General features: G+C 60.7%; 23 protein-coding genes, 1 tRNA gene and 1 pseudogene. 10 read left to right on the top strand and 15 right to left on the bottom strand.

Features of this window, described 5'->3' with window-relative positions; translation table 11 throughout:
* Nucleotides 1-70 precede the first annotated feature (70 nt).
* On the bottom strand, nucleotides 71-1639 hold the full coding sequence (locus ACEN2R_RS09925) for a winged helix-turn-helix domain-containing tetratricopeptide repeat protein (RefSeq protein WP_442041729.1): 1569 nt from the start codon (nucleotides 1637-1639) through the stop codon (nucleotides 71-73).
* 265 nt (nucleotides 1640-1904) lie between these two features.
* Here ACEN2R_RS09925 and ACEN2R_RS09920 point away from each other — a divergent pair.
* Nucleotides 1905-2126: pseudogene (locus ACEN2R_RS09920) on the top strand (FAD-dependent oxidoreductase); the annotation flags it as partial.
* A 76-nt stretch (nucleotides 2127-2202) separates the two neighbouring features.
* On the top strand, nucleotides 2203-2376 hold the full coding sequence (locus ACEN2R_RS09915; protein ID WP_442041727.1) for a hypothetical protein: 174 nt from the start codon (nucleotides 2203-2205) through the stop codon (nucleotides 2374-2376).
* Between the two features lie 77 nt (nucleotides 2377-2453).
* Here the strand turns inward: ACEN2R_RS09915 and ACEN2R_RS09910 are convergent, their stop codons facing one another.
* The 3 genes from ACEN2R_RS09910 to iolC are packed head-to-tail and all read right to left on the bottom strand — an operon-like array spanning nucleotide 2454 to nucleotide 5116.
* Nucleotides 2454-3287: a class II fructose-bisphosphate aldolase gene (locus tag ACEN2R_RS09910; RefSeq protein WP_442041725.1), complete on the bottom strand. Its 834-nt coding sequence runs from the start codon at nucleotides 3285-3287 to the stop codon at nucleotides 2454-2456.
* Nucleotides 3284-4123, bottom strand: coding sequence for a 5-deoxy-glucuronate isomerase (locus tag ACEN2R_RS09905; RefSeq protein ID WP_442041723.1), 840 nt, complete (start codon nucleotides 4121-4123; stop codon nucleotides 3284-3286). The genes ACEN2R_RS09910 and ACEN2R_RS09905 overlap by 4 nt, the downstream gene beginning before the upstream one ends.
* A gap of 9 nt (nucleotides 4124-4132) precedes the next feature.
* A complete protein-coding gene (gene iolC / locus ACEN2R_RS09900; protein ID WP_442041721.1) occupies nucleotides 4133-5116 on the bottom strand; it encodes a 5-dehydro-2-deoxygluconokinase in 984 nt (327 codons plus the stop codon).
* A gap of 208 nt (nucleotides 5117-5324) precedes the next feature.
* Between iolC and ACEN2R_RS09895 the strand changes: the two genes are divergently transcribed.
* The 3 genes from ACEN2R_RS09895 to ACEN2R_RS09885 are packed head-to-tail and all read left to right on the top strand — an operon-like array spanning nucleotide 5325 to nucleotide 8539.
* Nucleotides 5325-6422: a Gfo/Idh/MocA family protein gene (locus ACEN2R_RS09895; RefSeq protein ID WP_442041719.1), complete on the top strand. Its 1098-nt coding sequence runs from the start codon at nucleotides 5325-5327 to the stop codon at nucleotides 6420-6422.
* A gap of 19 nt (nucleotides 6423-6441) precedes the next feature.
* Entirely contained in the window at nucleotides 6442-7332 is an 891-nt protein-coding gene (locus ACEN2R_RS09890) for a sugar phosphate isomerase/epimerase family protein (protein ID WP_442041717.1), read from the top strand.
* A gap of 49 nt (nucleotides 7333-7381) precedes the next feature.
* Entirely contained in the window at nucleotides 7382-8539 is a 1158-nt protein-coding gene (locus ACEN2R_RS09885) for a Gfo/Idh/MocA family protein (RefSeq protein ID WP_442041715.1), read from the top strand.
* On the opposite strand, the gene ACEN2R_RS09880 is transcribed toward ACEN2R_RS09885, so the two are convergent.
* From ACEN2R_RS09880 to ACEN2R_RS09855, 6 genes are all read right to left on the bottom strand, one after another.
* A complete protein-coding gene (locus tag ACEN2R_RS09880) occupies nucleotides 8536-9534 on the bottom strand; it encodes a LacI family DNA-binding transcriptional regulator (RefSeq protein WP_442041713.1) in 999 nt (332 codons plus the stop codon). The genes ACEN2R_RS09885 and ACEN2R_RS09880 overlap by 4 nt on opposite strands.
* Before the next feature lie 249 nt (nucleotides 9535-9783).
* Nucleotides 9784-9858 (bottom strand) — tRNA-Glu (locus tag ACEN2R_RS09875).
* Between the two features lie 76 nt (nucleotides 9859-9934).
* Entirely contained in the window at nucleotides 9935-11680 is a 1746-nt protein-coding gene (gene recJ, locus ACEN2R_RS09870; RefSeq protein WP_442041711.1) for a single-stranded-DNA-specific exonuclease RecJ, read from the bottom strand.
* 96 nt (nucleotides 11681-11776) lie between these two features.
* Nucleotides 11777-12739, bottom strand: a complete 963-nt coding sequence (gene glpX / locus ACEN2R_RS09865) for a class II fructose-bisphosphatase (protein WP_442041709.1) — start codon at nucleotides 12737-12739, stop codon at nucleotides 11777-11779.
* Between the two features lie 60 nt (nucleotides 12740-12799).
* Complete coding sequence (locus tag ACEN2R_RS09860; protein WP_442041707.1) at nucleotides 12800-14086, bottom strand: homoserine dehydrogenase; 1287 nt, start codon at nucleotides 14084-14086, stop codon at nucleotides 12800-12802.
* Between the two features lie 76 nt (nucleotides 14087-14162).
* Nucleotides 14163-14477 (bottom strand): hypothetical protein, encoded by a 315-nt coding sequence (locus ACEN2R_RS09855; protein ID WP_442041705.1) that lies wholly within the window; start codon nucleotides 14475-14477, stop codon nucleotides 14163-14165.
* A gap of 98 nt (nucleotides 14478-14575) precedes the next feature.
* Between ACEN2R_RS09855 and ACEN2R_RS09850 the strand changes: the two genes are divergently transcribed.
* The gene (locus ACEN2R_RS09850; RefSeq protein ID WP_442041703.1) at nucleotides 14576-15163 is read left to right on the top strand and encodes a TetR/AcrR family transcriptional regulator; all 588 of its coding nucleotides are present in this window, start codon (nucleotides 14576-14578) and stop codon (nucleotides 15161-15163) included.
* Nucleotides 15164-15201: 38 nt separating this feature from the next.
* Here the strand turns inward: ACEN2R_RS09850 and ACEN2R_RS09845 are convergent, their stop codons facing one another.
* Nucleotides 15202-17187: a tetratricopeptide repeat-containing sulfotransferase family protein gene (locus ACEN2R_RS09845; RefSeq protein ID WP_442041702.1), complete on the bottom strand. Its 1986-nt coding sequence runs from the start codon at nucleotides 17185-17187 to the stop codon at nucleotides 15202-15204.
* Between the two features lie 342 nt (nucleotides 17188-17529).
* Nucleotides 17530-18441: a pirin family protein gene (locus ACEN2R_RS09840; protein WP_442041700.1), complete on the bottom strand. Its 912-nt coding sequence runs from the start codon at nucleotides 18439-18441 to the stop codon at nucleotides 17530-17532.
* A gap of 163 nt (nucleotides 18442-18604) precedes the next feature.
* Here ACEN2R_RS09840 and ACEN2R_RS09835 point away from each other — a divergent pair, with 163 nt between their 5' ends.
* Together ACEN2R_RS09835 and ACEN2R_RS09830 are read left to right on the top strand one after the other, a co-directional pair.
* Nucleotides 18605-19558: an NAD(P)-dependent oxidoreductase gene (locus tag ACEN2R_RS09835; RefSeq protein ID WP_442041698.1), complete on the top strand. Its 954-nt coding sequence runs from the start codon at nucleotides 18605-18607 to the stop codon at nucleotides 19556-19558.
* Nucleotides 19559-19632: 74 nt separating this feature from the next.
* Nucleotides 19633-20118, top strand: coding sequence for a hypothetical protein (locus ACEN2R_RS09830; protein ID WP_442041696.1), 486 nt, complete (start codon nucleotides 19633-19635; stop codon nucleotides 20116-20118).
* A gap of 15 nt (nucleotides 20119-20133) precedes the next feature.
* On the opposite strand, the gene ACEN2R_RS09825 is transcribed toward ACEN2R_RS09830, so the two are convergent.
* Genes ACEN2R_RS09825 through ACEN2R_RS09815 form a run of 3 tightly spaced genes read right to left on the bottom strand, consistent with a single transcriptional unit; the run spans nucleotide 20134 to nucleotide 23011 of the window.
* Nucleotides 20134-20685, bottom strand: coding sequence for a TadE/TadG family type IV pilus assembly protein (locus tag ACEN2R_RS09825; protein ID WP_442041694.1), 552 nt, complete (start codon nucleotides 20683-20685; stop codon nucleotides 20134-20136).
* 2 nt (nucleotides 20686-20687) lie between these two features.
* Nucleotides 20688-21236: a TadE/TadG family type IV pilus assembly protein gene (locus ACEN2R_RS09820; protein WP_442041692.1), complete on the bottom strand. Its 549-nt coding sequence runs from the start codon at nucleotides 21234-21236 to the stop codon at nucleotides 20688-20690.
* Complete coding sequence (locus ACEN2R_RS09815; protein ID WP_442041690.1) at nucleotides 21233-23011, bottom strand: TadE/TadG family type IV pilus assembly protein; 1779 nt, start codon at nucleotides 23009-23011, stop codon at nucleotides 21233-21235. The genes ACEN2R_RS09820 and ACEN2R_RS09815 overlap by 4 nt, the downstream gene beginning before the upstream one ends.
* A 377-nt stretch (nucleotides 23012-23388) precedes the next feature.
* Here ACEN2R_RS09815 and ACEN2R_RS09810 point away from each other — a divergent pair, with 377 nt between their 5' ends.
* Together ACEN2R_RS09810 and ACEN2R_RS09805 are read left to right on the top strand one after the other, a co-directional pair.
* Entirely contained in the window at nucleotides 23389-24819 is a 1431-nt protein-coding gene (locus tag ACEN2R_RS09810) for a Glu/Leu/Phe/Val family dehydrogenase (protein ID WP_442041688.1), read from the top strand.
* A gap of 177 nt (nucleotides 24820-24996) precedes the next feature.
* A complete protein-coding gene (locus ACEN2R_RS09805; protein ID WP_442041687.1) occupies nucleotides 24997-26247 on the top strand; it encodes a sarcosine oxidase subunit beta family protein in 1251 nt (416 codons plus the stop codon).
* Nucleotides 26248-26257 lie beyond the last annotated feature (10 nt).

Below are 26257 nucleotides of genomic sequence, written 5' to 3'. Positions count from 1 at the left end.
CCATATCGCCGAGTGTGACAAGGCGTCGGGTGCGGCGCCATACGTCGCACTAAAAAGATATAAATCCGGATCAGTGCAGCCCTGCCGCAGCAGCGATGTCTTCCAGCCCCGCCGCGATGCGGAACGCCAGATGGGCCCGCCGTCGGTAGTCTTCGTTGGTCGCAAGCCAGAGGCCGTCCAGACGTTCTTTTGCCAGCGCGGGCGCGATGTCCTGCAACTGGTCAAAGGCCGCGCGTGCCTGACCCCACTGGCCCACCGCGACATAGCAGATAGCGGCCAGCACATAGGGCACGGCGGCGCGCGGCGAGTCCTGCAGCGCGTCTGCGACGGTTGCCGCCGCTGCGTAATAGTCCCGCGCGGCGAACTGGGCAAAGCCAAGCGCGACCAGAAGCGAGCCGCGCGAGGGGTCCAGCGGGCTGTGCCGCAGCGCGGATTGCGCATAATGAACGCCTTTCGCGGCGTCGCCGTTCATGGCCTCGTAAAGGCCCAGCCAGGCCAGCGTGATCGCGCAATTTGGATTGATCTCATGCGCCCGGCGCAAGGACAGAAGGCTGGCCTCCGGTTCGCCCGCCATGACGTGAAGCAGACCCTTGATGCGCCAGGCATGGTGATCGCCGCTGTTCAGCGCAATGGCCCGGTTGGCAGAGTCGAGCCCCGATGCGACGGTGTCTTTGCGGCATGCTGTTGTGCCGTGATAGGCGTGCCACCATTGCACCATCGCAAGCGTGCAATGCGCCAAAGCGCAATCCGCATCCCGGTCAAGCGCGGCCCCGGCCAACTGCTGTGCATCGTCCCGAAGCGCCCGGTCATAGGTCATACCCGCGGGCCAGCTGATCGCCCAGGCGTGCCGCGCCAAACCGTCCGCGCTTGGATCATTCGGCGGCGCCCGGCTGGCACGCCGGTCCTCGGCCCCGTCGATCTGCGGTGCAATCGCCATGACGATGGCACGGGCAACCTCGTCCTGCACGTCGCCCTGATCCTCGAGGCGGCGGTCGAAACGCTCGGCCCAGACATGCGCGCCGGTGACCGCGTCGATCAGCTGTGCTGTCACGCGCATCTTTGGCCCCGCAGGCCGCACACTGCCCTCTACGATGTAGCGCACGCCAAGATCCCGCGAGACGCAGCGCACGTCTATCGCCTGACCGCGATAGATAAAGGCGGAATTCCGTGCGACGACGAACAGCCCGCGAAAACGTGACAGTTCGGTGGTGATGTCTTCGGCCACTCCGTCGGCGAACCATTCAAAGATTGATCCGTCCGACAGGTCAAGGAACAGCAGAATGGCGACAGATGGTCTGTCGGGCAGGGGCAGGGCGACCTTGTGGCGCTCGTCCTGCGGGTTGATCTCTATCTCCAGTCCGAACCGAAGGCCGCGATTTGGAACTGTGATGATCGCCCCGTGCCCCAGAAGCTTGCGCAATGTGGAAACCTGCACATTCAGATTGTTGTCACCGACAGCCAGACCGGCCCAGACGGCCTCGATCAGTTCGGCCCGCCCCACAACCCGGCTGCGGTGGTCGATCAGAAAACACAACAGATCGAACGCTCTGGCCCCAAGGCTCGCATCCCGCCCCTGCCGGGTGAGACTGCGGAGCGCGGGCCGCAACTCGAAATCGAGAAACCGTAGAACCTCCATCATCGCGTCTCCGGTTGTTTGCCAGATTTGGGCGTCGACTTGGTGTTTCGTCCGGGAAAGCCGGGGCACGTGTAAAGGGCTTGCTTGCAGACTGCACGACCTGCGCCCATGCGTCCACAATGCTGTGCACGTTCCCGAACGATTGGCGCGTGTTACGCCAAATGCGCAGGAACAGATCCCGTTTTGGGCCGTCGGACAGGTCGAGACCGAGGTGCTTTGGGTGGTGACACCCGCTGTTTATTAATCTTTCGGCTTTGAGGTGTGTGAAATGATACAGAACGAACTGCCCAGCATTGCCAATTCGGTGTGGTCGGCGACGGCGGCACCCCCGCCCGACTGTCCGCCGCTTGTCGGCGACCATCAGGTGGATGTTGTTATCATCGGCGGCGGGTTTACCGGGCTGACGGCGGCGCTTCATCTGGCCGAGGCCGGCATCAGCGCCATGGTGCTGGAGGCCGAAACGCCGGGCTGGGGCGCCTCGGGGCGCAATGACAGCCGATCATTACCCCCACCTGAGCAGCCCCGAGGCGGGGATCATGTCGGCGGTTGGCTACAATGGGCGCGGCGTGGCGATGGCAACGGCGCTGGGTAAGGTGCTGGCCGATTGGGCGTCCGGGGTTGCCGAGAAAGACCTCGATTTTCCGGTCACCCACCTGCGCCCCATCCCGTTCCATTTCCTGCGCAAACCCGCCGTCACGGCAATGATCGCGTGGTCCCGGCTGAAAGACAAACCGGGATAGGATCGAATCGTCCGATTATCCAAAGGCCGACCATCCGCAAACAGTCGGGTATTTCGATACCTGTCATCCCCGCCCATTCATCGGGGGGCACCAAATGCGCGCAAAACATTGCGGGTTGCCGCAACCATTGGGGCGTGGGTCTCTTTAAGGATGCTGACGCGATCAAACCGGTCGGGGTCTGCGTTTACTGCCGTGCGAAGAGCTGCACCAAAGACCATGCGCAGTTCGGTCCCGATGTTGAATTTGCACACATTGGACGTGGTCGCCAAATCCACGCGCTGCGCAACCGGAACACCCGATCCGCCGTGGATGACCAGCGGCACGGTGGTCAACGCCTCTATCGCGCGGAGGCGTGCGATATCAAGACCACCCTGCCTGTCTTGTTGCAAATGCACATTGCCCACAGAGATTGCCATGGCATCGACGCCGGTCTCTGCCGCGAATTTTGCGGCCTCGGCGGGGTCGGTGCCTGCGGAACTTTCACCGCCCGAGTAGCCGACAAAACCGATCTCTCCCTCGCAGGACATGCCTGCGGCATGGGCCATTTCGGCGATTTGCGCGGTCTCGTCGATGTTCTGCTGCAAGGGCTTGCGTGAACCGTCGAACATGACCGAGGTAAACCCGGCCTCAAGGGCCTCGCGGCACTCCTCGAACGTGTAACCATGATCGAGATGGGCAACGACGGGGACGCAGGCACCTTCGGCCAGGTGGCGGAACATTTTGCCCAGAACCGGCAAAGGCGTGTGGGCACGGCAGCCTGGACCGGCCTGAAGGATGACAGGCACGCCTTCGGCCTCGGCTGCGGCGACGTAGGCGCGCATATCTTCCCAACCGAGCGTCACAAGACCAGCAACAGCATAGCCGCCGGACAAAGCAGGTTGCAGCACCTGCGACAGGGTTGCCAGTGTCATTTGAATTTGGCCACCATGTCTTTGATTCCGGGGATCGTTTCAATTTGATAGGCATGGGTCGGCTGAAAAAACTGGACCAGGCTGCGTTGGGTCAAGCCGCCCAGAATGGTGAAGTAATACATCTCATATCCGGGCATCACGGCGCAGGGGTGATAGCCTTTGTCGATGCATATCGTAGAGCGGTCCATCAGTTGATAGGCATCCCCCGGCTTGCCCTCTTCGCGCTGCAAGATTTGCACGCCAGAGCCGTGGTTGGGTTTGAAACGGAAATTATAGGTCTCGTCATGGCGGGTCTCGTGAGGCAGGTTGTCGGTGTCGTGCTTGTGGGTGGGAAAGCCGGACCAGCCGCCCTGACCGACGGTAAATAGCTCTGACACCAGCAGGCGCCCCACTTTGCCGTGATGTTTCTGGCCCAGAATATGCTTGATCTTTCGGTGGGTTTTGGTGTCGTCAGAACCGTATTGCACCTTGTCCAGTTCGGCGCTGCGCACGTCGAACGGGTCAAGCACCTTACCGTATCTGGCGCCTGCGATGAATGTCTCGGTGTCGCGGGTGCACACGATGGTGACTTTGGCCCCGACCGGCACATAAACGCCCTCGGGCTCGCCGTCCCAGACATCAAGGCCGCGATTGCCGAGCGCGGCAAAATGCGCGCCTTCGACATCGACATCGACGGTTCCCGTGGCAGGCACGATGCAGGTTTCATAGCCCGGCACCCGGTATTCAAACGCCTCGCCGGCCTTCAGTTTGACGATGTTGAAATAGGTGAGCGGCACCGTCGCATCATCCACGTCCACAATGGGTTTGTTTTGATTGTCATGAGGGGCGATATGCATGAGGTTTCCTTAGGTGGCGTCCGTTGGGCCGGTATGTTCGGCAAGAAATCGTTCCAGATCGTTTGCGGTGGGCATCGCAGGCGCGCAGCCCGGCCTGGCAACCACGATCGCCGCACAGGCCGATCCGCGCAGAATGGCGGATTCCAGGCCGTGCCCGGCCCCCATGGACGAGAGCAGCCCCGCCATAAAGCTGTCGCCCGCGCCCGTGGGTTTAAGGGCCGCGACAGGGAAAATCCCTGTACGCATCTCGCCGTCGGCCGTGATGGAAATGGCACCGTGTTCCCCCATTTTGTAGACAACGATGCTTGCCGTTGTCGCGGCGAGGTCGCGGGCTTTTGCAAGGCCTTTGTCTTTGCCACCCGCCATAAAGCCGAACTCGTCATCGTTGCCGACGATCACATCGGCAAGGGCGCCCGCACGGGACAAGACCTGTTCGGCGACCCGCGCCGAGGGCCAGGAATACGGGCGGTAGTCAACGTCGAAAATTATCGGCAAACCTGCGGCATGGGCCAGTTCGAATGCCCTGAAACAGGCGCTGCGCGACGGTTCCGCAGCAAAGACGGTGCCTGCCGCGACCAGCACGCTGAAACGGTCATAGTCAACCTGTTCGACATCGGCTTCGGTCATTTCAAAGTCTGCGGCACCGTTGCGGTAGATCACCGACTGATGCCCGACAACGCGGCTTTCATACAGCGCAAGAGAATTGCGCGCCTCGCCGCCGACAGCTTTGACATAGGCGGTATCAACGCCGTAGTGCCGCAGTTTGTTCACACAGAACCGTCCGACCGCGTCGTCGGACACACAGGTGACAAGGGCAGCTTGCGCGCCCAGCTTGACAAGGCCCGCCGCGATATTGGCAGACGAGCCACCCATATCGGCGGTGAAATGCGCGGCATCCTCGGTCGCGATGCCCGGATCAGGGAACAGGTCCATCCCGACGCGGCCCACAACCAAAAAGCGGTTTTGCCTGATGCGTGCTATCATATCCTTCATGTTCGGCCTTCTGTGTTGCCGCTTTGGCCGTGCCGCCGCAGCTCCTGGATGATTGCATCGGGATCGTCGGGTGGGTCATGCTGCCGTCGTCTTCAAACCTATAGTCGGGTCCCCGAATTCAAGTCATTGCCGCTTGCGCGGTTCCGGGACTCAGGTTACCTGTTTTGCAACCGGTTGCAAACCAAATTTCAAAGGGATGAAAGCCAGCATGACAAGAATAGGTATCGGCATCGTCGGTGGTGGCTATATGGGCAAGGCCCATGCGGTTGCCATGTCGGCCGTGGGTGCTGTATTCAATACCGCGCTGCGACCCCATCTGGAAATGGTGTGCGCCACTTCGGCCAAGTCGGCAGAGACATACCGCGCCGCCTATGGTTTTGCGCGCGGAACGGACCGCTGGCAGGATCTGGTGCAGGACCCGCTGGTCGAGGCGATCATCATCGCCTCGCCGCAGGGCACGCATCGCGCCATTGCCGAGGCGGCCTTTGCGTTGAACAAGCCGGTGTTCTGCGAAAAGCCGCTGGGCGCGTCGCTGGACGACAGCCGCGCCATGGTGGCTGCCGCCTGCGGTCAGGTCAGCATGACGGGGTTCAACTATATTCGCACGCCCGCCAGCCAATTCGCCCGCAAGCTGATCGCGGACGGCACCATCGGTGATGTGACGTGGTTCAGGGGCGAGCACACAGAGGACTTCCTTGCCAACCCTGACAGCCCTGCCAACTGGCGCACCGACGGGGATGCAAACGGCACGATGGGTGACCTTGCGCCCCATATGATCAATGGCGCTTTGGCGCTGATCGGGCCGATATCCTCGCTTGTTGCAGAGATCGAAACCGTGCATAAAACGCGCCCCGGTGGCCCCGTCACCAATGACGACCACGGGCAGATGATGTGCCGTTTCGAAAACGGTGCCATGGGGCAGATGTATTTCAGCCGCATCAGTCACGGACGAAAAATGGGTTACGCCTATGAGGTGACAGGGACAAGGGGGGCGATCCGTTTCGATCAGGAGGATCAGAATGCGATCTGGCTTTATTGTGCGGACGATCCCGAGGCAACGCGGGGCTTTCGCAAGATCCTGATCGGCCCCGCGCACCCCGATTACGCCGCTTTCTGTCAGGGTCCGGGGCACGGCACCGGCTATCAGGACCAAATCATCATCGAAGCGCGGGATTTCTTGCGGGCGATTGAAACACGAACCCCTGTCTGGCCGACCTTTGCCGATGGTATGGCCGTGAACCAAGTCATCGCCGCCGCCCTTGTGTCGTCGCGCGGAAAATCATGGGTGGATGTCGCGTCACTGTGACACTGCGAAAGGCATAAACATGACCATCAAGATCGGAAATGCCCCCTGTTCCTGGGGGATCGAATTTGCAAGCGACCCGTCCTATCCGACATGGGAGGCCGTTTTGGACCAATGCGCCGGCGCGGGATACACCGGGATCGAGCTGGGCCCGATCGGGTATATGCCAGAAGACCCCGCCGTGCTGGCCCCCGCACTGGCCGCGCGCGATCTGGAACTCATCGGTGGCGTTGTGTTCCGCGCGTTTCATGATCCTGCGATGTGGGGGGATGTCATGGATGCCTCGGTGCGGACGTGCAAGGCGTTGGTGGCCCACGGCGCGCAGCATCTGGTGTTGATCGACAGCATCGCACCACGTCGCGCGGCCACCGCCGGTCGCGCATCCGAAGCCGAGCAGATGGACACCGCTGAATGGGCTGGATTCAGAGACCGGATCGCGACCATCGCAAGGATGGGGTCCGAGGACTACGGGCTGACCGTCGGCATCCACGCCCATGCGGGCGGCTTCATGGATTTTGAACCAGAGCTGGAGCGCCTCCTTTCAGAAGTCGATGAAAGCATTCTGAAGATCTGTTTTGATACCGGGCACCACTCCTATGCGGGGTTTGATCCTGTTGCTTTCATGACGCGGCACATGGACCGGATCAGCTATATGCACTTCAAGGATATCAATCCCGTTGTGAAGGCTGACGTGGTCGCAAACAGAACCGACTTTTACAAGGCATGCGGGCAGGGGGTGTTCTGCAATCTTGGTCAGGGCGATGTTGATTTTTCGGCGGTTCGAAACCTGTTGGTCGATCACGGGTTTGACGGCTGGTGTACGGTCGAGCAAGACTGTGACCCCGCAATGCCCGGCACACCGCAAGAAGACGCAAAAGCTAACCGAGAGTATCTGAAGTCGATCGGCTTTTGATTTTTGACGCAAGAGGCGTCACCTGACATATGGAAAAGAAAGAACGACGATGACAAAGCTGAAATGGGGGATGATCGGGGGGGGCGAAGGAAGCCAGATCGGGCCAGCGCACCGCCTTGGATCCGGCCTTGACGGTCTTTTCGAGTTCACCGCAGGGGCGCTGGATCACCGTCCGGATGCGGGCCGCGAATATGGTCAGCGCCTGGGTCTGCCGGCGGATCGCGCTTACGGTGATTGGCGCGAAATGCTGAACGCAGAGATGCGGCGCGATGACCCTGTCGATCTTGTTACGGTGGCGACGCCGAACGCCAGTCACTTTGAGATTACAAAGGCTTACCTTGAGGGCGGCTTTCATGTTCTGTGTGAAAAGCCGATGACAATGACCGTGGAAGAGGGTGAGGAAATCGTGAAAATCGCCAGATCCACCGGCAATATCTGCGCGGTGAATTATGGGTACACTGGCTATTCTCTTGTGCGGCACATGCGGGCCATGGTCGCGCGGGGGGACATCGGCAGAGTGCGTCTTGTCAAAGCCGAATTCGCCCACGGCCATCACGCCGATGCCGCCGATGCCGATAACCCGAGGGTGCGCTGGCGCTATGATCCGGCGCAGGCAGGGGTGTCGGCGCAATTTGCGGATTGCGGCATCCATGCCATGCACATGGCGTCCTTCGTGACAGGTCAGGACGTAACAAAACTGTCGGCAGATACCGTGTCCTGCATTGACGTTCGGGTGCTGGAGGATGACGCGATGGTCAACTTCCGCATGGATGGTGGCACCGTCGGGCGGCTTTGGACGTCGTCGATTGCGATCGGGCGCCAGCATGGTTTGACCCTTCAGGTCTTTGGCGAAACCGGGGGGCTGCGGTGGGCGCAGGAACAACCGAACCAGTTGTTCTACATGCCTCTTGGGCAGCGGTTGCAAATCATCGAACGCGGCGAAGGCAATCTGTCGCCAGAGGCGGACCGCACATCGCGCGTCACGGTTGGCCACGCCGAAGGTATGCCGCTGGCCTTTGCCAACATCTACTCGGATCTGTCAGAGGCGATACGGGCCCGCAAGGAAGGGCGCCCGATGGACCCTGCGGCCAATCTTTATCCGCGCGCCGAAGACGGGCTGCGATCAATGGCTGCGGTCTTTGCGGTTGCAAAAAGCGGCAAGGCAAACGGGGAATGGACCGACGCCCGCCCGCCGATGTTCCGCTAGATGCGGGGGGGCAGCGTCCCCCGCTCGATCACACGACACGCAAAGAGCCGGGCCTCGGGATAGCGGTCCGGATCTTCCAGCATCGCAACCATCAGGTCCACCGACGCATCAATGATTTCCTTGATGGGCTGTTTGATCGTTGTCAGCGCGATATTTTCCCAACCTGCCATCTCCATATCATTCAGGCCGATAATCCCGATATCCTCCGGGACACGCAGACCCGCATCCTTGATTGCGCTCAGCGCCCCGATGGAAAGCACATCATCGCCGCAGAAATACCCTTGGGCATGGCCGGTTTCCAGCAGTCGCAGCATCTCGGTGCGGCCGGCATGGAATGAGTATGCGCTGGCAAAGGAATCGGTCGATGCGACGGATGCGTGTCGGGCGATTTCTTCCTTGAAGCCCTGTCGCCTGTCTTGTGTCGAGGTTGCGTCTTCGGGTCCACCAAGGAAGGCCACCCGCGTGTATCCGCGTGCGACCAGTGCGCGCGCGGCGATGCGGCCCGCTTCGACATTATCGATTCCGACCACATGAACATCGGGGCTGCTGGCATAGCGACCAAACGTATTGACGACCGGTATCTGCTTGTCACGGAATGCTTTTGAAAATGCGGGCGGCAGCGTCGAGGACGCCACGATCACCCCGTCAACCGAATACTGGGTCAGCATTTTGACCGAATGATCGGGATCGGTTTCATTGCTGAGATTGACCAGAAGGGGCCGCAACCCACGGTCCTGCAACCCGCGCGTGAAAAGGTCAAAGACCTCGAGGAAAATCGGGTTGTGAAAGTTGTTGGACACCAGACCGATCAGCTTCGTGCGCCGCGTGGTCAGGCTTCGCGCCAGAAAATTAGGGCTGTATCCCAGCTCTGCCGCGGCCTTTTCGACCTTTTTGCGCATTTTCGGGGAAACAGAGGCCCCGTCGGTGAATGTGCGTGACACCGCAGAGCGCGAAACCCCTGCGTGTGCGGCGACATCTTTCAGGGTTGGTGTCATGGGGATGGCCGCCCGTCTGGTAACGTATGCGTTGTTCTAGCGAAGTTCTTCGGGGCATGCAAAAAGATAGCTCCCGTTTTTGCAACAGGTTGCAAAAGGCAACTGCGTGCTTTTGCCGGTTGGCTATGCCGCAGTGCTGCCGACGCGGTCGCGAATGTCAAAAGAAACCAAGACAGCGTTCCAAACCCCTGACGACGCGGGGTGACTGCAAATGAGACTGTTTGATATGTATGGGGATTATACACACTGTGGCAGCCCGTAGGGGAGTTGAACCCCTCTTTTCAGGTTGAAAACCTGACGTCCTAACCGATAGACGAACGGGCCATCACAGCGTGTGGGGGCTAATTAGGCAAAGTGCGCGCGACGCGCAAGAGTATTTTTTCGAATTGTGACGGTTATTTTAGTTTGCGGGCGATGCGTCTTCCAAACGCAACTGGACACGCTGGCGACCACCCCATGTATTCACCTCCAGCCGGCCAGCCAGATGAAACCGTGCGCCGCCGTGATTTTCCAGCGCCGGACCCATGGCCGTGTCAAAGGCGCCAAAGGCGATCGCCTCCAGCCGCGCCGACATGCCGTCACCGAATGTCACCTTCAGGTGGCTGGCGCCGACGCGTTTGGCAAAATGGATCTGGCAATCGGGAAAGGCAAAGCGCGGGCCAGAGGCACCGGCCCCGAACGGCCCCGCGCATTCGATCTGGTTTATCAGCTCGACCGTGGCGGCACCGGGCATCAGAATGCCGTCAAGCCGCAGGTCGGCGGGGCCCGCATCGGCGCTGCCCTGCCGGGCCAGCAGGTCGCCCAGCCGTTCCATCGCCGCCTCCAGCTTGTCCCGCTCAACGGTCAGGCCAGCGGCCATTTTGTGCCCGCCCCCCTTCAGCAGCAGCCCCTCTGCCGCAAGCCGGTGGATCGACGCCCCCAGATCGACACCGCTGATTGACCGGCCCGATCCTTTGCCCTCGGCCCCGTCCAGCCCGATGACGACGGCGGGGCGGTTTGTGGCCTCTTTCAGCCGCGCGGCGACAATGCCGACAACGCCGGGATGCCAGCCTTCCCCCGCCGCCCAGACCAAGGGGCCATCCAGACCACGCATCGTCGCCTGCTCCAGCGCGGCCTCGCGCACGCGCGCCTCGATGTCGCGCCGTTCGGTGTTCAGCATGTCCAGCCGTTCCGCCATCGCGGCGGCCTCGTGCGGGTTGTCGGTGGCCAACAGTCGCGCTCCCAGATCGGCCGCGCCGATCCGGCCACCCGCGTTCACCCGCGGGCCAAGTAGAAAGCCAAGGTGATATGTCGTCGGTGCAGAATCCATCCGCGAAATATCGGACAGCGCCACGATGCCGACGCGCCGCCGTTGCGCCATGATCTTCAGCCCCTGCACGACCAAGGCGCGGTTGACCCCGATCAGCGGGGCCACATCCGCCACGGTCGCCAGCGCCACAAGATCCAGCATCGCCATCAGGTCGGGGCCCTTTGTGCCGGCCTCGCGCAGTTGTCGGTTCGCCTCGACCAGCATCAGGAACACCACGCCGGCGGCGCACAGATGCCCAAGGCTGCCATCCTCGTCCTGCCGGTTGGGGTTCACCACCGCATAGGCGGGGGGCAGGGTCTCGCCGCCAAGGTGGTGATCCAGCACCACAACATCCGCCTCTGCAGCCGCCGCAATGGGGCCGTGCGACAGGGTTCCGCAGTCAACGCAGACGATCAGGTCGTGGGCCTGTGCCAAAGCCGCCATCGCGGGCTCGTTCGGGCCGTACCCTTCGTCGATGCGGTCGGGGATATACAGCGTCGCGTCGCGGCCCATCTGGCGCAGCCACGTCAGCAACAGCGCGGCGGATGATCCGCCATCCACGTCATAATCGGCAAAGACCGCGATCCTTTGCCCATCTTTCACCGCCGCCAGAAACCGCGACGCCGCTTTGCCCATATCGCGCAGGGTCAGCGGGTCGGGCAGCAGGTCGCGCAGCGAGGGGGCCAGAAACCTTTCGGCGTCTTCCGCCGCTACGCCGCGCCGCACAAGCGTCCGGCAGACGGGCAGGGGCAGGTGGGTCTGCTGGGTCATCCCCTCTGACAGGCGGTCATCCTCGGCGCTGGGGCCAACCCAGCGACGACCGTTCAACGACGCTGTGACGTTCAGAAATGCGGTCATGGTATCCCCGTCCGACGGCTCGCCGCCGCAAGCGGTCCGTCCGGCAGGACGCCGACGTGCTGGGTGTCGGTCAGGATCAGCGCGGCTGCCATGCCGTTACTTGGTCGGGTTGCGATAGATCATCCGGCGCACCGATCCGGTTTTCGAGCGCATCAGGATCGTCTCGGCGGTCATATACCCCACTTCGCGCTTGATCCCGGCAACGATCGACCCGTCGGTCACCCCGGTGGCCGCAAAGATGACGTCCTGTGTCACCAGTTCGTCGCGGGTGTAAATCCTGTCGAAATCGGTGATGCCGGCCTTGCGTGCCCGGCCCCGCTCGTCGTCGTTGCGGAACAACAGGCGGCCATAGAACTGCCCGCCCATGCATTTCAACGCGGCTGCGGCCAATACACCCTCTGGTGCCCCGCCAGACCCCATATACATGTCGATGCCGGTAATTCCGGCCTCGGCGCAATGCATGACGCCGGCGACATCGCCATCGGTAATCAGGCGGATCGCCGCACCGGTGCGGCGCAGCTCTTCGATCAACTCCTCGTGGCGGGGCCGTTCCAGCACGCAGACCGTGATATCGGTCGCATCGCAGGCCTTGGCCTTTGCCAGTGCGGCCACCCGCTCGGCGGGGCTCATGCTTAGGGTCACCGTATCCACGGGAAAGCCCGGCCCGATGGCCAACTTGTCCATATAGACGTCAGGCGCGTGCAGCATCGACCCGCGCGGGCCCATGGCGATCACGGTCAATGCATTCGGCATGTCCTTGGCGGTCAGCGTCGTGCCTTCCAGCGGGTCAAGCGCGATATCCACGCCCGGGCCGTTGCCGGTGCCGACTTCCTCGCCGATGTACAGCATCGGGGCCTCGTCCCGCTCGCCTTCGCCGATCACAACGACGCCTGCGATGTCCAGCAGGTTCAGCTGCTCGCGCATGGCGTTGACAGCGGCCTGATCTGCGGCCTTTTCGTCGCCACGGCCAATCAGCTTGGCGCTGGCAAGGGCGGCCGCCTCGGACACACGGGCAAGACCCAGCGACAGCATGCGGTCATTGAAATCAAGTTTGGTCATATCGGTTTCCTATTCATCGTCATTTGACAGCGCCTGTGCGGGCGCAAAAAGGGCAGGCGCTTAGACAGCTTCAATCCGGATCGCCACGGGGTCACCCGTCAGCACACCCGTCGTGGCGCAACCGGCAAGGGCATGGTCAAGCGCATCGCGGGTGGTCTTATGGGTCACGATCAGAACCGGCGCGGATGAATTCTCGTGGCCATACTGGCGCATCCGGTCAATCGAAATGCCCGCATCGCCCAGGGCCGTCGCGATTTTGGCCAGCGCACCGGGCTTGTCCAGAAGCTGCATCCGCAGATAGAACGGGGCTGGCGCATTGGCCTTGGCCGAAACCGCAGCCACCAGCGTTGTGGCGGGCTGACCAAAGGTCGACACCCGGATGCCGCGGGCAATATCCATGACGTCGGACATCACGGCACTGGCGGTCGGCCCCATGCCCGCACCCGCGCCGCGCAGAACGATCTGGCCAACGCTGTCGCCTTCCAGCACCACCATATTGGTGCCGCCCTGCAACTGGCCCAGCGGGCTATCGTCGGGCACAAGGCAGGGCGACATGCGCTGTTCCAGCCCGCGCCCTGTCATCTGCGCCACGCCCAATAGCTTGATCTTGAACCCCATATCGGCAGCCTGCCGGATATCTTCGATCGAGATGCGTTGGATGCCTTCCAGTTCGACTGCGTCGAAACTGACGCGCGTGCCGAACGCGACCGACGCCAAAAGCGCCAGCTTGTGACCGGCGTCAATGCCGCCCACGTCAAGGTTCGGGTCCGCCTCGAGATAGCCAAGCTGCGCCGCCTCGTCGAAAACATCCCCATAGGGCAGGCCGGACGATTCCATCCGCGTCAGAATGTAGTTGCAGGTGCCGTTCATCACGCCCATCACGCGCTTGATGCGGTTGCCTGCCAACCCTTCGGTCAGCACCTTGACCACGGGAATTCCCCCCGCGACCGCCGCCTCGAACCGGATCACATGGCCTGCGGCCTCTGCTGTCTCGGCAAGATCCTGTCCGTGGATCGCCAGCATGGCCTTGTTCGCGGTGACCACATCCTTGCCCGCGGCAATGGCGGCGCGCGTCGCGTCCAGCGCGGGGCCATCGCTGCCGCCCATCAGCTCGACGAAAATATCCACATCGCCTCGCGTGGCCAGGGCAAGGGGGTCATCTTCCCAGGCATACCCCGACAGATCGGCATCGCGGTTCTTGGTGCGCGAACGGGCGGAAACGGCCGTAATCACAACCTCGCGGCCGGTGCGGGCGGTAATCATCGCCGCATGTTGCTGCACGATTTTCACAACGCCGATTCCGACGGTTCCCAATCCGGCAATGCCAAGGCGCAAGGGGGTGGACATGGGGCAGACTCCGTCGTTTCGCGATCATTATCGCCCTGTTAGCGGGTTCCGTCCCCACCTGCAACGCATCCGCGCATCAGTTGTCTGCCGAAGGCTCTGTGCCGCTCTCCCCGGTGTCGATCTGGTCGTGCAGGCGGTCCATCGCATCCGCATCGATCACCGGAACGCTCAGCGCCTCTGCCGCCGCCTTCAGGCGGGCGATCCGCGCGTCCAGACTTTCAACGGTGTCGGGGGTGATCTGCGCGCCCTCTGCCTGCGCCAACAACCCGTCGATCGGCAGCAATTCGGGGTAATCCGCCGCGCGTGCGCTTGCGCTGTTTTCCAGCTCGGGAAAATCGCCGCATCCGGCAAGGCCGGTCAAAAGACTGAACACAACAATTGCGCGGCGCATCGCGGCTCTCCAAAGGATTTTCCCGACCATACAGGGGTTGCAGCGGCAGGGGCAAGCGGGGGCTTTGAAATGAACGGATGTTCAGATAAAAGACAGCCATGGCACGCAAGACTGGCTCTCACTCCGACATCACCGGCCCCCGCGTTTTTGCGGCGGCGCAAAAATTGTTCGCGCGCCACGGCTTCGCGGCTGTTTCCATGCGCCAGATCGCGGCAGAGGTGGGCGTGCAGGCGGGGGCGCTTTATCTTTACACGCCCGACAAGCAGACGCTTTTGTTCGACCTTATGAAAACCCATATGGTCGATCTTCTGGCCGCATGGACGGAAATCTGCCCCACAACAGGCCCGGCGGACCAGCTGGAGGCCTTCACCCGGTTCCATATCCGGTTTCACCTTGATCGCCCCGACGCGGTGTTCATCGCCTATATGGAGCTGCGCAATCTGGAGCCCGCGAATTTCGAAATCATCGAAGACCTGCGCAAACGCTATGAAACCGTGCTTGAGGACATCCTGCGCGCGGGGCAGGAGGCGGGCCAGTTCACCTTGCCAGATACCAAAGTTGCGACACTGGCGGTGATCGCGATGCTGACCGGCGTCACCACATGGTATCGCGACGGCGGGCGTCTGGACCGAGAGCGCGTCGAGCGTATTTACTGGAATCTGGTCCGCAAATCCGTGGCCGCCTAAATCAATGTCCCGTTCATCTTCTCGGTCCAAATACTCATTTATCGCGCGTATCCTAAGGCCCCGATCCAAGGCTCCAGCACGGGCATCACGGGCATAAGCTGCTTTTTGTAATGCTGCCACCGACCACTGGCCTGACTGTAAAGCGGTTGAATGACCTGATTATAGCTGGGCGTCGCGATGTCGGGCCGGTCCAGCGCGGTTTGCCGGTAGTTCTTAAGGTTCTCGTCCCAATCCAGACCCAGAAACTCAACCAAAGGCTTGCAGGACCCGTCCAGATCGCGCACCAGATCCTCGTATCTGAACAAATGAACATCCAGATCCAGCTTTTCGGTATATGTTGACCAAAGCGCCATGATCGCCGCGTAAAGTTTTGCGGTCTGATCCAGATCCAGAAAATTCGCCATCGCGTCGTTCAGGGCAAAATTCTGCATATAGCAGCTGAGCACGCAGTCACAGGGGTGGCGCAGCGCAAGGATGAATTTCGCACGGGGGAAAACCCGGTGGATGATCCCGACATGCCGGATGTTCAACGGCAGCTTGTCCACGATGACGCCGCCGCTTTTTGACGGGTCCGCATGATGCGCCAGTTCGGCCATATACGCGGTCCGCAACGCAAGGATCTGTTGCCCGGTCAGGGCCGTCAGGCCCTCGGCGGTCTCGGGTTGCGCAAAAACCTGCCGCATCGCCTGAACCATAGGTCTTTCCTCAAGCACGTCGATCTTGGGGTGGCTGCGCAGGATGCTATCCAGAAGGGTTGTTCCCGACCGGGGAAAGCCGACCAGAAACACCGGCGAGGGTGCGGTGTCTTGATCTTCTGGCAGGTGCCAGTCCTGTCGGGGTGCCGTCGCCCAGGCCGCGTTCATCTGCCGCGTGGAGTCAAGATACCCGTCAGGATTGAACTTCCGCGCCCGAGCCGAGCCTTTGGACAAGGCGTTCTGCTGCTCGAAGGCGGCAAAGGCCGCATCGAAGTGGTCAAGCCGGTCATGGGTCTTTCCCAAAAGGCTTAGGTAGGACTCCTTGAGAGCGGGTTTGACCTCGTCGATCCGCATCTTTTCCAGATGGGCAAGGGCAAGATCATAGCGGGATTTTCGGGTTTCAAGCTGGGCAAGGCGATACCGGATGTCCGCGCTGTCATCGCCACAGGTCCGGGTTGCCACGTCCAGCGCGTTTTCCAGCGCGGCAAGGTTGTTCTGTTTTTCGTAAACCTCGCACAGATTGCAATGGGCATCCACAAAGTCGGGCTTTATGTCCAATGCGCGGGTATAACCTGCAATCGCGCCGGCCACATCGCCCGCGTCCTTCAGGGCAATGCCAAGGTTGTTGTGGGCCTCTGCGTAATCCGGATTGATCGCGATTGCGCGCCGGTATCTTTCGATGGCACCGGGCAAATCACCATCGTCTTTTTTGGCAATTCCAAGATTGTTGTGCGCCTCTGCATAGGCAGGCCTGATGCCAAGGGCGGTTTTGTAGCTTTTTATCGCAGCGGTAAGGTCGCCTTGCAGCTTTTGCGCATTGCCAAGGTTGTTATAGGCCTGCGCATAATCGGGCCGGACTTTAATGGCCCTTATGTAGCTTTCGATTGCGGCGTTCAAATCGCCCTTTGCCCGCAAGGCAATCCCGCGGTTGTTATGCGCCTCGGCGAAATCAGGCCGTATCGCCAAAGCACGATCAAACTGTGCAACGGCGGCGTCGGGGTGGCCCAGATCCGTATATGTGACCCCCAGAAGGTTATAAAGAACCACGGCATTCGGGAATTGACGCAAAAGCGCGTTACCCGTTGCAAGCACTTCCTCCAGACGTCCCAGACGGTAAAGCTCCAGCACCGCATCAAGCTGCGCTTGCGCCTTGTCCTCGTCGATCTGTTGGGGAACGGCAGCGTCCAGCGCGTTCAAGCCCCGACGCGCACGATTATTGTCAGGAAATGCCCTCAATATCTCGCGGTAAAGCGCCTTGGCCACGCCGAACTCACCGTTTTTCACGTTGATCTTCGCTTTCAAAAGGATGCGATCAACAGATAATGCCATTCTACGGGCCTCGAAAAATGAGTGCAGAACGCGGCAAAAAATCCAGAATTTACAGGAGATTCTGCGTGCTCTATTTAAAAAAGGAACGACCCCGGACGAACAATGGCAATCTTGCCAGTCCAATCCGCGATGCCGTCTTTCAATAGAGGAGTGGTGCGGCTATTTTTCAAGCGCGCACCACTGTTTATTTGTCATTTTGATAATCACGTTTCCGAGAGAACCGGTCGTGACCCGAATAAAGCAGCGCTGCCTGTTTAGCAGGCAGTTCGTGTTCTGCGGCACCCGCGCAGCACCGTTGCCGTCACGTTCCCTGTGCCGGGCTTTCGGGCCAGAAATGCCACCTTAATGCGCGGGTTTGATGAAGGTTCCGTTGCGCAGATCTGCCAGCGCCTGACGAATTTCTTCCTTGGTGTTCATCACAATCGGCCCGTGCCAGGCCACAGGTTCTTCGATCGGCGCCCCCGAAACCAGCAGAAATCGGATGCCCTTCGGTCCGGCCTGCACCGTCACCTCGTCACCTGTCCCGAACTGGATCAGCATGCGGTCGCCCGACATGTCGCGGATGTTGACCTCTTGTCCCATGACCTCTTTTTCCAGCAACACGCCCTGCGGTTTCGACGCATCGCGGAACGATCCCGCCCCGTCGAACACATAGGCAAAGGCGCGGCGGTAGGTGTCGATGCGGAACGTCTTGCGAATGCCCGCCGGAACGAAGATATCCAGATATTGCGGATCGGCAGCAATGCCGTCCACCGGGCCGGTCTTGCCCCAGAACGACCCCACGATCACCTTCACGCGGGTGCCGTCATCATCGGTGATCTCGGGGATCTCTTTTCCCTGCACATCCTGATAGCGCGGCGCGGTCATCTTCAGGCTGCCGGGCAGGTTGGCCCACAATTGGAACCCGTGCATCTGGCCCTTGGCGTTTCCCTTGGGCATTTCCTGATGCAGGATGCCGGACCCGGCAGTCATCCATTGCACATCGCCCGCCCCCAGCGTGCCCTCATTGCCCAGGCTGTCGCCGTGGTCCACCGTGCCATTCAGCACATATGTGATCGTTTCGATCCCGCGGTGCGGGTGCCACGGAAAGCCGCGCAGATAGTCGCGCGGATGCTCGTTGCGGAAGTCATCGAACAGCAGGAACGGATCGAACTGGTCGGGGTTCTGGAACCCGAACGCGCGGTGCAGATGCACGCCTGCGCCTTCCATCGTTGGAATGGCGCGGGATTCAGATGAAACTGGGCGAATGGACATTGGTATATCTCCTTTGATTCCGAAGGTAGGCATTGCACCACGGTTCGGCAATCGCACATTCGGTTCGGCCGGGCGCAGGTCTTGTGCGTTTTCGCGCATGTCGGTTTTGGGCAAGACGGGGCCGGTGCGCTGCCGTCAGTCTGACCGAAAAGGGAGGATTGCAATGAAAGTCGGTTTTATCGGTCTTGGCAATGTAGGGGGCAAACTGGCCGGCAGTTTGCTGCGCAATGGTATCGACCTGACGGTGCTGGATCTGGACAGCGACCGAGTCGCGGATTTCGTATCGCGGGGGGCGCGGGCCGGGCAGACACCGGCGCAGATGATGGCCGAGTGCGAGGCCGTGATCACCTGCCTGCCCAGCCCTGCCGCCTCTGCCGCCGTGGTCGAGGGGCCGGACGGCCTGCTGGACGCCATGGGGCCCGGTAAAATCTGGATGGAGATGTCGACCACCGACGAGGCGGAGGTGAAACGCCTTGGCGGCCGCGCCATCGCGCTGGGCGGGGCGGCGGTGGATTGTCCGGTGTCGGGGGGCTGCCACCGCGCGGCCACGGGCAATATCTCGATCTTTGCGGGCTGCGACCGCGCTACATTCGACCGGATGCTGCCGCTTTTGACCATCCTCGGGCGCCGGGTGCTGCACACCGGCGCGCTTGGTTCGGCCAGCATCCTGAAGGTCATGACCAACTATCTGGCCACGGCGAACCTGCTGACCAACTGCGAGGCTTTGGTAACGATGAAGGCCGCAGGCATCGACCTTGCGACCACCTATGAGGCGATCAAAATCTCCAGCGGCAATTCCTTTGTGTCCGAGACAGAGAACCAGTTGATCCTGAACGGCGTGCGCGATGTGAATTTCACCATGGATCTGGTGCAAAAGGACATTGGCCTGTTTCAGGCCATCGCAGACCGGAACGGCGTGCCGCTGGACATCAGCCCGATGATCATCGACATCATGACCGACGGACAACGACGATACGGCGTCAAGGCACAGTCGGACCGCATCATCGAACGGCTGGAAGAGGCAACGGGGCTGTCGGTTCTTGCCCCCGGTTTTCCTGCCGAACTGGTCGATGACGAACCCGAGGCGCGCGGCTACGAGGTGCGCCCGCCACAGTGACCCTATTCACAGTGAACCCTATTCAACGGGCGAAAACCTAGCTACAGCGGGGGCGTAACAACAGGAGCGTCCCGATGACCGACTACAGCGAACTGCTAGCCACGATCACGCCATCGGCCACGCGCCGCAGGGTCGGGTTTACTGTTCTGTGCCTTCTGGGCGGGTTTTCGCTGTATCTGGCGTTCAACATGACAGGCAACGTCGTCGGGCAGCTGGTGTTGCTGGCCTTTGGTGGGGGTGTTCTTGTTCTGGCGGAAAAACTGCGTCGGGCCACGCTTTTGACGATCGAACTGACTGCCGACGAAATCCGCGACACTTCGGGGCGGGTTCTGGCGCGGGTCGACAATATCAAAAGCCTTGATCGCGGGGTTTTTGCGTTCAAGCCGTCGAACGGCTTTATGCTGGTGCTGAAATCGGGCAATGGCAGTGCTTGGGCACCGGGCCTGTGGTGGCGCATCGGGCGGATGGTGGGCATCGGCGGCGTGACCCGCGATGCCCAGTCAAAGATCATGTCGGAAATTCTGGCCAATCTTCTGGCACAGCGCGACGGTCCCAAATAACGCCCTGACCTTTGGTCAGGATTTCCAGTTCAGCCGCGGCGCGAACCGCGGGCGGGTCAATACCAGATTTTCATACCAGCGCGCGGCAAGGCCCACGTCGAACACCGGCTCATAGGCCATTGCGGTCTGCATCATGATCAGCGTGTCACCATCTGCCATGACCGGAATCTGGTCGGTCATGTTGGTGATGTCGTCCTGAACAAGCGCGGACTTGCCGCCTGTCGCCTGCGACCACTCCAGCCGGTATTTTTGCTCGTCGTCGCTCCAGTTGATGACACTGACGCGGATCCAGGTTTCCTTGTTGCTGACGGTCAGGTAGTCGAACACCTTGTTCAGGCCGTTCAGATAGTTCAGGTCGACCTCCTCTGTCTGGCGCGACAGCATATCGCTGATCGTATAGGCGGCCTTCAGGTTCACGTTTTGCGACCGGAACGCGTCAAAAAACACATAAGTGGCGATGTAGACCCAGATCAACAGCGGATAGATCATCGCGGTTTCCACCGAAAGACTGCCACGCGCATCGCTTGCGAACAGCCTAAGGCGGGCCAGCAGGATTTGTTTCGACATAATCATGGCTCGTTCACAAATGCGGTTGAAGAGACAAGCGCGTATTGGCCGGCACCGTCGATCGGCATGCGGATGCCGAATGGCCTGCCGGAAATTCCGAACAGCGGGTTGACCTTGGCGCAGACCCGGACCAGCATCAGTTCGTTCGGCGCGCCGGGGATCAGGGTCGTCACCGGCTGGATTTCGGCACTTTTATCGATGCATTGCGCCTTTTTGTCCAACGGGTTCCAGGTTGTCGTGCTGACTGGCTGCAACTCCAGATGCAGCGCGTTCATGCAATCGGGGATCAGGCCCGCCGTCTGGCAGATCGCAATCTTCAGCTTTGCCGCCGTCGGGTCCTTGACCTGCCCCAGACGCAGGGCGCGCACCGACAGGTCCAGTGCGCGGTCAAGCATCACATGGCGCACTTGTAAAATGCCCATCTCGTAGGACGCGATCAGCAAGAACACAAACAAGGGAAACAAGAACACGAATTCGATGGTCGCGTTGCCGTCCTGCCGATTGCGGAACTGCCGTGCACGCATCACAGGTTTGCGGATCAGACGGATCATTGGATCAACCTCAGCAAGGTAATCGAACTTGCGATCGCGGAAAATGCGGAGGACAGATCGGCCCCGTTCACGTTGAAAAAGTGGCTGGGCGTGCTGGCGCAATTCTTGAGCAGGGTCGTTTGCGGCGCCGTCGGGCTGGTTTCAAACCCGATCGTATAGACGACGATTCCCTTTTGTTTGGCCGCTGTGCAGATTTCACCCATTTGCGTGTTCATCGTGTTGGCATCGACCAATGGCGCGATCAGGTCTTTCCACTGGTCCAGCGACTTGTTCGGCCATGCGGCACGGAACAGCTTTTCAATGATCCATTCCTGGTTCGCAGAGGCCCACAGCGTTTGATAGGTCCATTGCGCGGCCCCGTTGGGATAGCCTGGGTCCTGCTCTGTGTTGCACGAGGTCGATCCGTCGACCCAGACATATTTTCCCCTCCAGGAATCCCATTTCCAGTAACCGTTTGTTGTGGTGCAGGTTGTCTTGGAATAATTGCCGTAGGGTTCGTCCCGCCATTTGTTCAGGGCGGGAATCCAGTATTGATCCCGACCCGCGTCATACATCGAATAGGCGTTCACATTGTCAGCGTTGATCGTGTTGTTTTTCCAGACCACCGACGGTCCGGCCCGATAAGGCTCGATCATCTCGTTGCGCTCTGTGTTAACGCCGTCGGTCATCACAACGATCACCTTTAGCGTCTCCTTGTCGGAATAGGCGACGGGCCGTCCGGCAAACCCGGAGGGGGCCATGGCCTGCGTCGACGGGTCCAACAGGGCAGCACCCCATTTGATGCCCACATCAATAGATGTGTTTCCGCCAGCGGTCAGCGCCTTGACCTTGGTGACCAATGTGCTTTTGACCGATCCGAACGGCGTGATCTCGACGCTGGATTTGTTAGGGCAGGCCGAATTGCCGAAGGCATAAACGAAGGCGGTCGCGCCGGAATTGGTATAATACCAGTGCGTCGCGTCGAAATGCGAGGTTTGTTTCTGGGTTGACCCCATCGGCAGGGCAACCGTGTCAAAGCTATCCGCCGCAAAATCAAGACATGCCGAATTCGTATGCGGGCCGTCGATGTTGAAGTAACCAAGCAGGGTCTGTCCGGCCGCAACATGCGAGGAATAGGGAACGATCGACATCGACAGTTTTCCGGGTTCGATCGTGTCGAATGTCTTGTTCAAGAAGTCTTCTGCCGCTGTGTGAAGCCGCGAGATTTTCTTGATGCCTTTGCTCGTCGGGGAAGACAGTTGGTTCATGGATCCGGACACGTCCAAAACCAGAGAAATCTCGACATTTCCGATCCGCTCTTCGGCAGCCCCGGACGCGGTTGCGGAGAACTGGTTGATGCTGGGCAGCCCCAGAATCTCTGGAAGCCGCAGGAACATGGTCGGCACGCGCGCCCGCGAATTTGCCGATACCTTGCGATAGTTCATACCGTTGTCAGGGACGACGTTGACCAGATAGCCGCTCATGCCCGCCTTCAGAAAATAATCCTCGACCACGGCCTTGGAGTTCAGGGGCTGGTCAAGATCCGCACCGGCAAGAACCGCGCGATCAAGGGTGTTCTGCATTTTGGTGCGTGAGGTTTCAAAGCGCATCAGGTCAACCGCCATGCCGCCCGCCAACAGCATCAGGATCAGCATGAAAATACCGAAAATGATCAACGATCCGCTTTCATCGGCGCGAAACCTGCGCAACGATGGTGCGGGACGGTGGGCAGTCACAGGCGCCGTCGCCGTTTGGCGATGGCTTTCGTTCGTTTCGGTCCGGGTTTCGATGCTCATGTCTGTATTCCTTGATGGCGTCGAAGAATCGACACCCAATGCGCAGACGCAATGCGCTTATTGCTTTTTGACGGACGCCTGTGGCGAAATTTGGGCGAAATGTTAACGAAATCCGTCAATTGCAAGACGTTCTGGGACCAGTTCCGGCCAATGCGCAAGAACTGTTTCCGAATTCAGGACAGGTTGCGGCGCAATTGCCGGTTCCGGACGGCCTTAAGGGTCTGTTCACGATATCAGTGCCATCTTTCGCAACCAGTCCGGTTGATTCGCATTGTGGGATTTTGGGGTGTTCGATGTGGTCTATTCGGCCTACGGTCGGTCAGGGTGATGGCACCATTCCTGCCGCAGCGGTGCCGTAGCAGTATTGGGAGAGCGATATGATACCGAAGAACGAACCAAGTTTCCGCCAATCCGTAGATATGATGTTCAACAGGGCGGTGGCCTTGCTGGATCTGTCTCCGGGCCTTGAGCAGAAGATCCGCGTTTGCAACTCGACCTATACTGTGCGCTTCGGGGTCCGGCTTCGGGGGCAGTTGACCACATTCACCGGCTACCGCTCGGTTCATTCGGAACACATGGAGCCGGTCAAGGGCGGCATCCGCTACTCGCTTGGCGTCAATCAGGACGAGGTAGAGGCGCTCGCGGCGCTGATGACCTATAAATGCGCTTTGGTCGAGGCACCGTTCGGCGGTTCCAAGGGCGGTTTGTGCATTGATCCGCGCGAATGGAACGAACAGGAACTGGAACTGATCACCCGCCGCTTTGCCTACGAACTGATCAAGCGCGATCTGATCCACCCCAGCCAGAACGTCCCGGCCCCCGACATGGGAACGGGCGAGCGTGAAATGGCATGGATCGCCGACCAGTATGCGCGGATGAACACCACCGACATCAACAGTCGCGCCTGTGTGACGGGCAAACCTTTGAACGCCGGTGGCATCGCCGGACGGGTCGAGGCAACGGGCCGCGGCGTGCAATATGCGCTTCAGGAATTCTTCCGCCACCCCGAGGACGTCAAGATCGCGAACCTGGCTGGCACGCTGGACGGCAAGCGTGTGATCGTTCAGGGGCTTGGCAACGTGGGCTATCACGCGGCGCTGTTCCTGTCGGAAATGGACGGTTGCAAGGTTATCGGTGTGATCGAGCGGGACGGCGGCATCCAGAACGCGGACGGCATCGACATAGACGCCCTGCGCGACCACATGATCCGAACCGGCGGCGTCGCGGGCTTTACTGGCGGCACCTTTATCAAGGACGGTGCCAAACTGCTGGAAGAGGCGTGTGACATCCTTATCCCCGCCGCCCTGGAAGGCGTTATCAACATGGGCAATGCGGCCAGAATAAAGGCGCCGCTGATCATCGAGGCGGCGAACGGCCCGATCACCGCTGGCGCTGACGAGGTGCTGCGCAACAAGGGCACCGTGATCATTCCCGACATGTATGCCAACGCCGGCGGTGTCACCGTGTCTTATTTTGAATGGGTAAAGAACCTGTCGCACATCCGCTTTGGCCGGATGCAGCGCCGTCAGGAGGAAGGACGCCACCAACTGCTGATCGACGAACTGGAACGCCTGTCGAACGACAAGCAACTGGGGTGGGAGCTGTCGCCCGGCTTCAAAGAGCAATACCTGCGCGGCGCAGGGGAACTGGAACTTGTCCGGTCCGGCCTGGATGACACCATGCGCATCGCCTATCAGAACATGCGAGAGGTCTGGCACGGGAAAGAGGGCGTCACCGATCTGCGAATGGCGGCCTATCTGGTGTCCATCGGTCGCGTCGCGGCCAGCTACCGCGCCAAAGGGTTGTGATAGACGCGGGCCGCGCGGCAAAACCGGCGCGGCCCGAACCGCCCATGTCGCGTGGTTTTCACCGAACGTCGCGCCTTGACCCTTCTATGTCGCGAAACGACGCGGAATCTGGCGCGGGCTCTTGAACAGTCGGCCGGGACTTGGTTCACTGCGATCCGGGCCAATAGGGATAAAGCGATGCGTTTTTCGGGCTGGCAGGTTCTGCGTCAGGGATTGACCGGCAACACGGGATGGGGCGCGCAGTGGCGCGACCCGGAACCGAAGGCCGAGTATGACGTCATCATCATCGGCGGCGGCGGGCACGGGCTTGCGACCGCCTATTATCTGGCGAAAAATCACGGCATCACCAATGTGGCGGTGCTGGAAAAGGGTTATATCGGGTCGGGCAATATCGGGCGGAACACGACCATCGTGCGCGCCAACTACTTTCTGCCCGGCAATTCCGAATTCTATTCCCACTCCCTGAAACTCTGGGAGGGAATGGAGGCGGATCTGAACTACAACACGATGCATTCGCAGCGCGGCCTGATCAACCTGTTCCATTCCGACGGCCAGCGCGACGCCTTTGTGCGGCGCGGCAATGCGATGGTCAATCAGGGCGATGACGCGATCCTGCTGGACCGCGACGGCGTGCGCGAACACCTGCCCTATCTTGACTTCGAACAGACCCGGTTTCCGATCTACGGCGGATTGCTGCACCCGCGCGGTGGCACGGCGCGGCACGATGCGGTGGCCTGGGGCTATGCCCGTGGCGCCGACCAGCGCGGTGTCGATCTGATCCAGAACTGCGAGGTGACGGGCATCGACATCGTCAACGGCAAGGTCACCGGCGTGCAAACCTCGCGCGGGGCGATCCGCGCCAAAAAGGTGGCGATTGTGGTGGCGGGGCGCTCGGGGCAGGTGGCGGCGATGGCGGGGATGCGCCTGCCGATCGAAAGCCACGTTCTTCAGGCCTTTGTGACCGAGGGGCTGAAACCCTGCATCAACCATGTCATCAGCTTCGGCACGGGCCATTTCTACATCAGCCAGTCCGACAAGGGCGGCCTTGTCTTTGGCGGCGATCTGGATTTCTACGCCTCTTACGCCGCGCGCGGGAACCTGTCGATGACCGAACACGTGATGGAGGCGGGGATGACCCTGATGCCGATGATCGGCAAGGCCAGGGTGCTGCGGTCCTGGGGCGGCATCATGGATATGACCCCCGATGGCAGCCCGATCATCGACAAGACCGATACCGATGGACTGTTTATCAACTGTGGCTGGTGCTACGGCGGGTTCAAGGCGGTGCCGGGCTCTGGCTATTCCTTTTCCCATCTGATGGCCACGGGCAACCACCACGAACCCGCCGCGCGCTTCCGCCTTGACCGCTTTAAACGCGGTGTCTTGCTGGACGAAGAAGGCACCGGCAGCCAACACAACCTGCATTAGGGAATAGATC

Source organism: Pseudogemmobacter sp. W21_MBD1_M6 (assembly GCF_052119585.1).
Taxonomy (GTDB): domain Bacteria; phylum Pseudomonadota; class Alphaproteobacteria; order Rhodobacterales; family Rhodobacteraceae; genus JBGQOJ01.
Note: the sequence above shows the minus strand (reverse complement) of the source record. Positions and strands in the feature narration are given on the sequence as shown.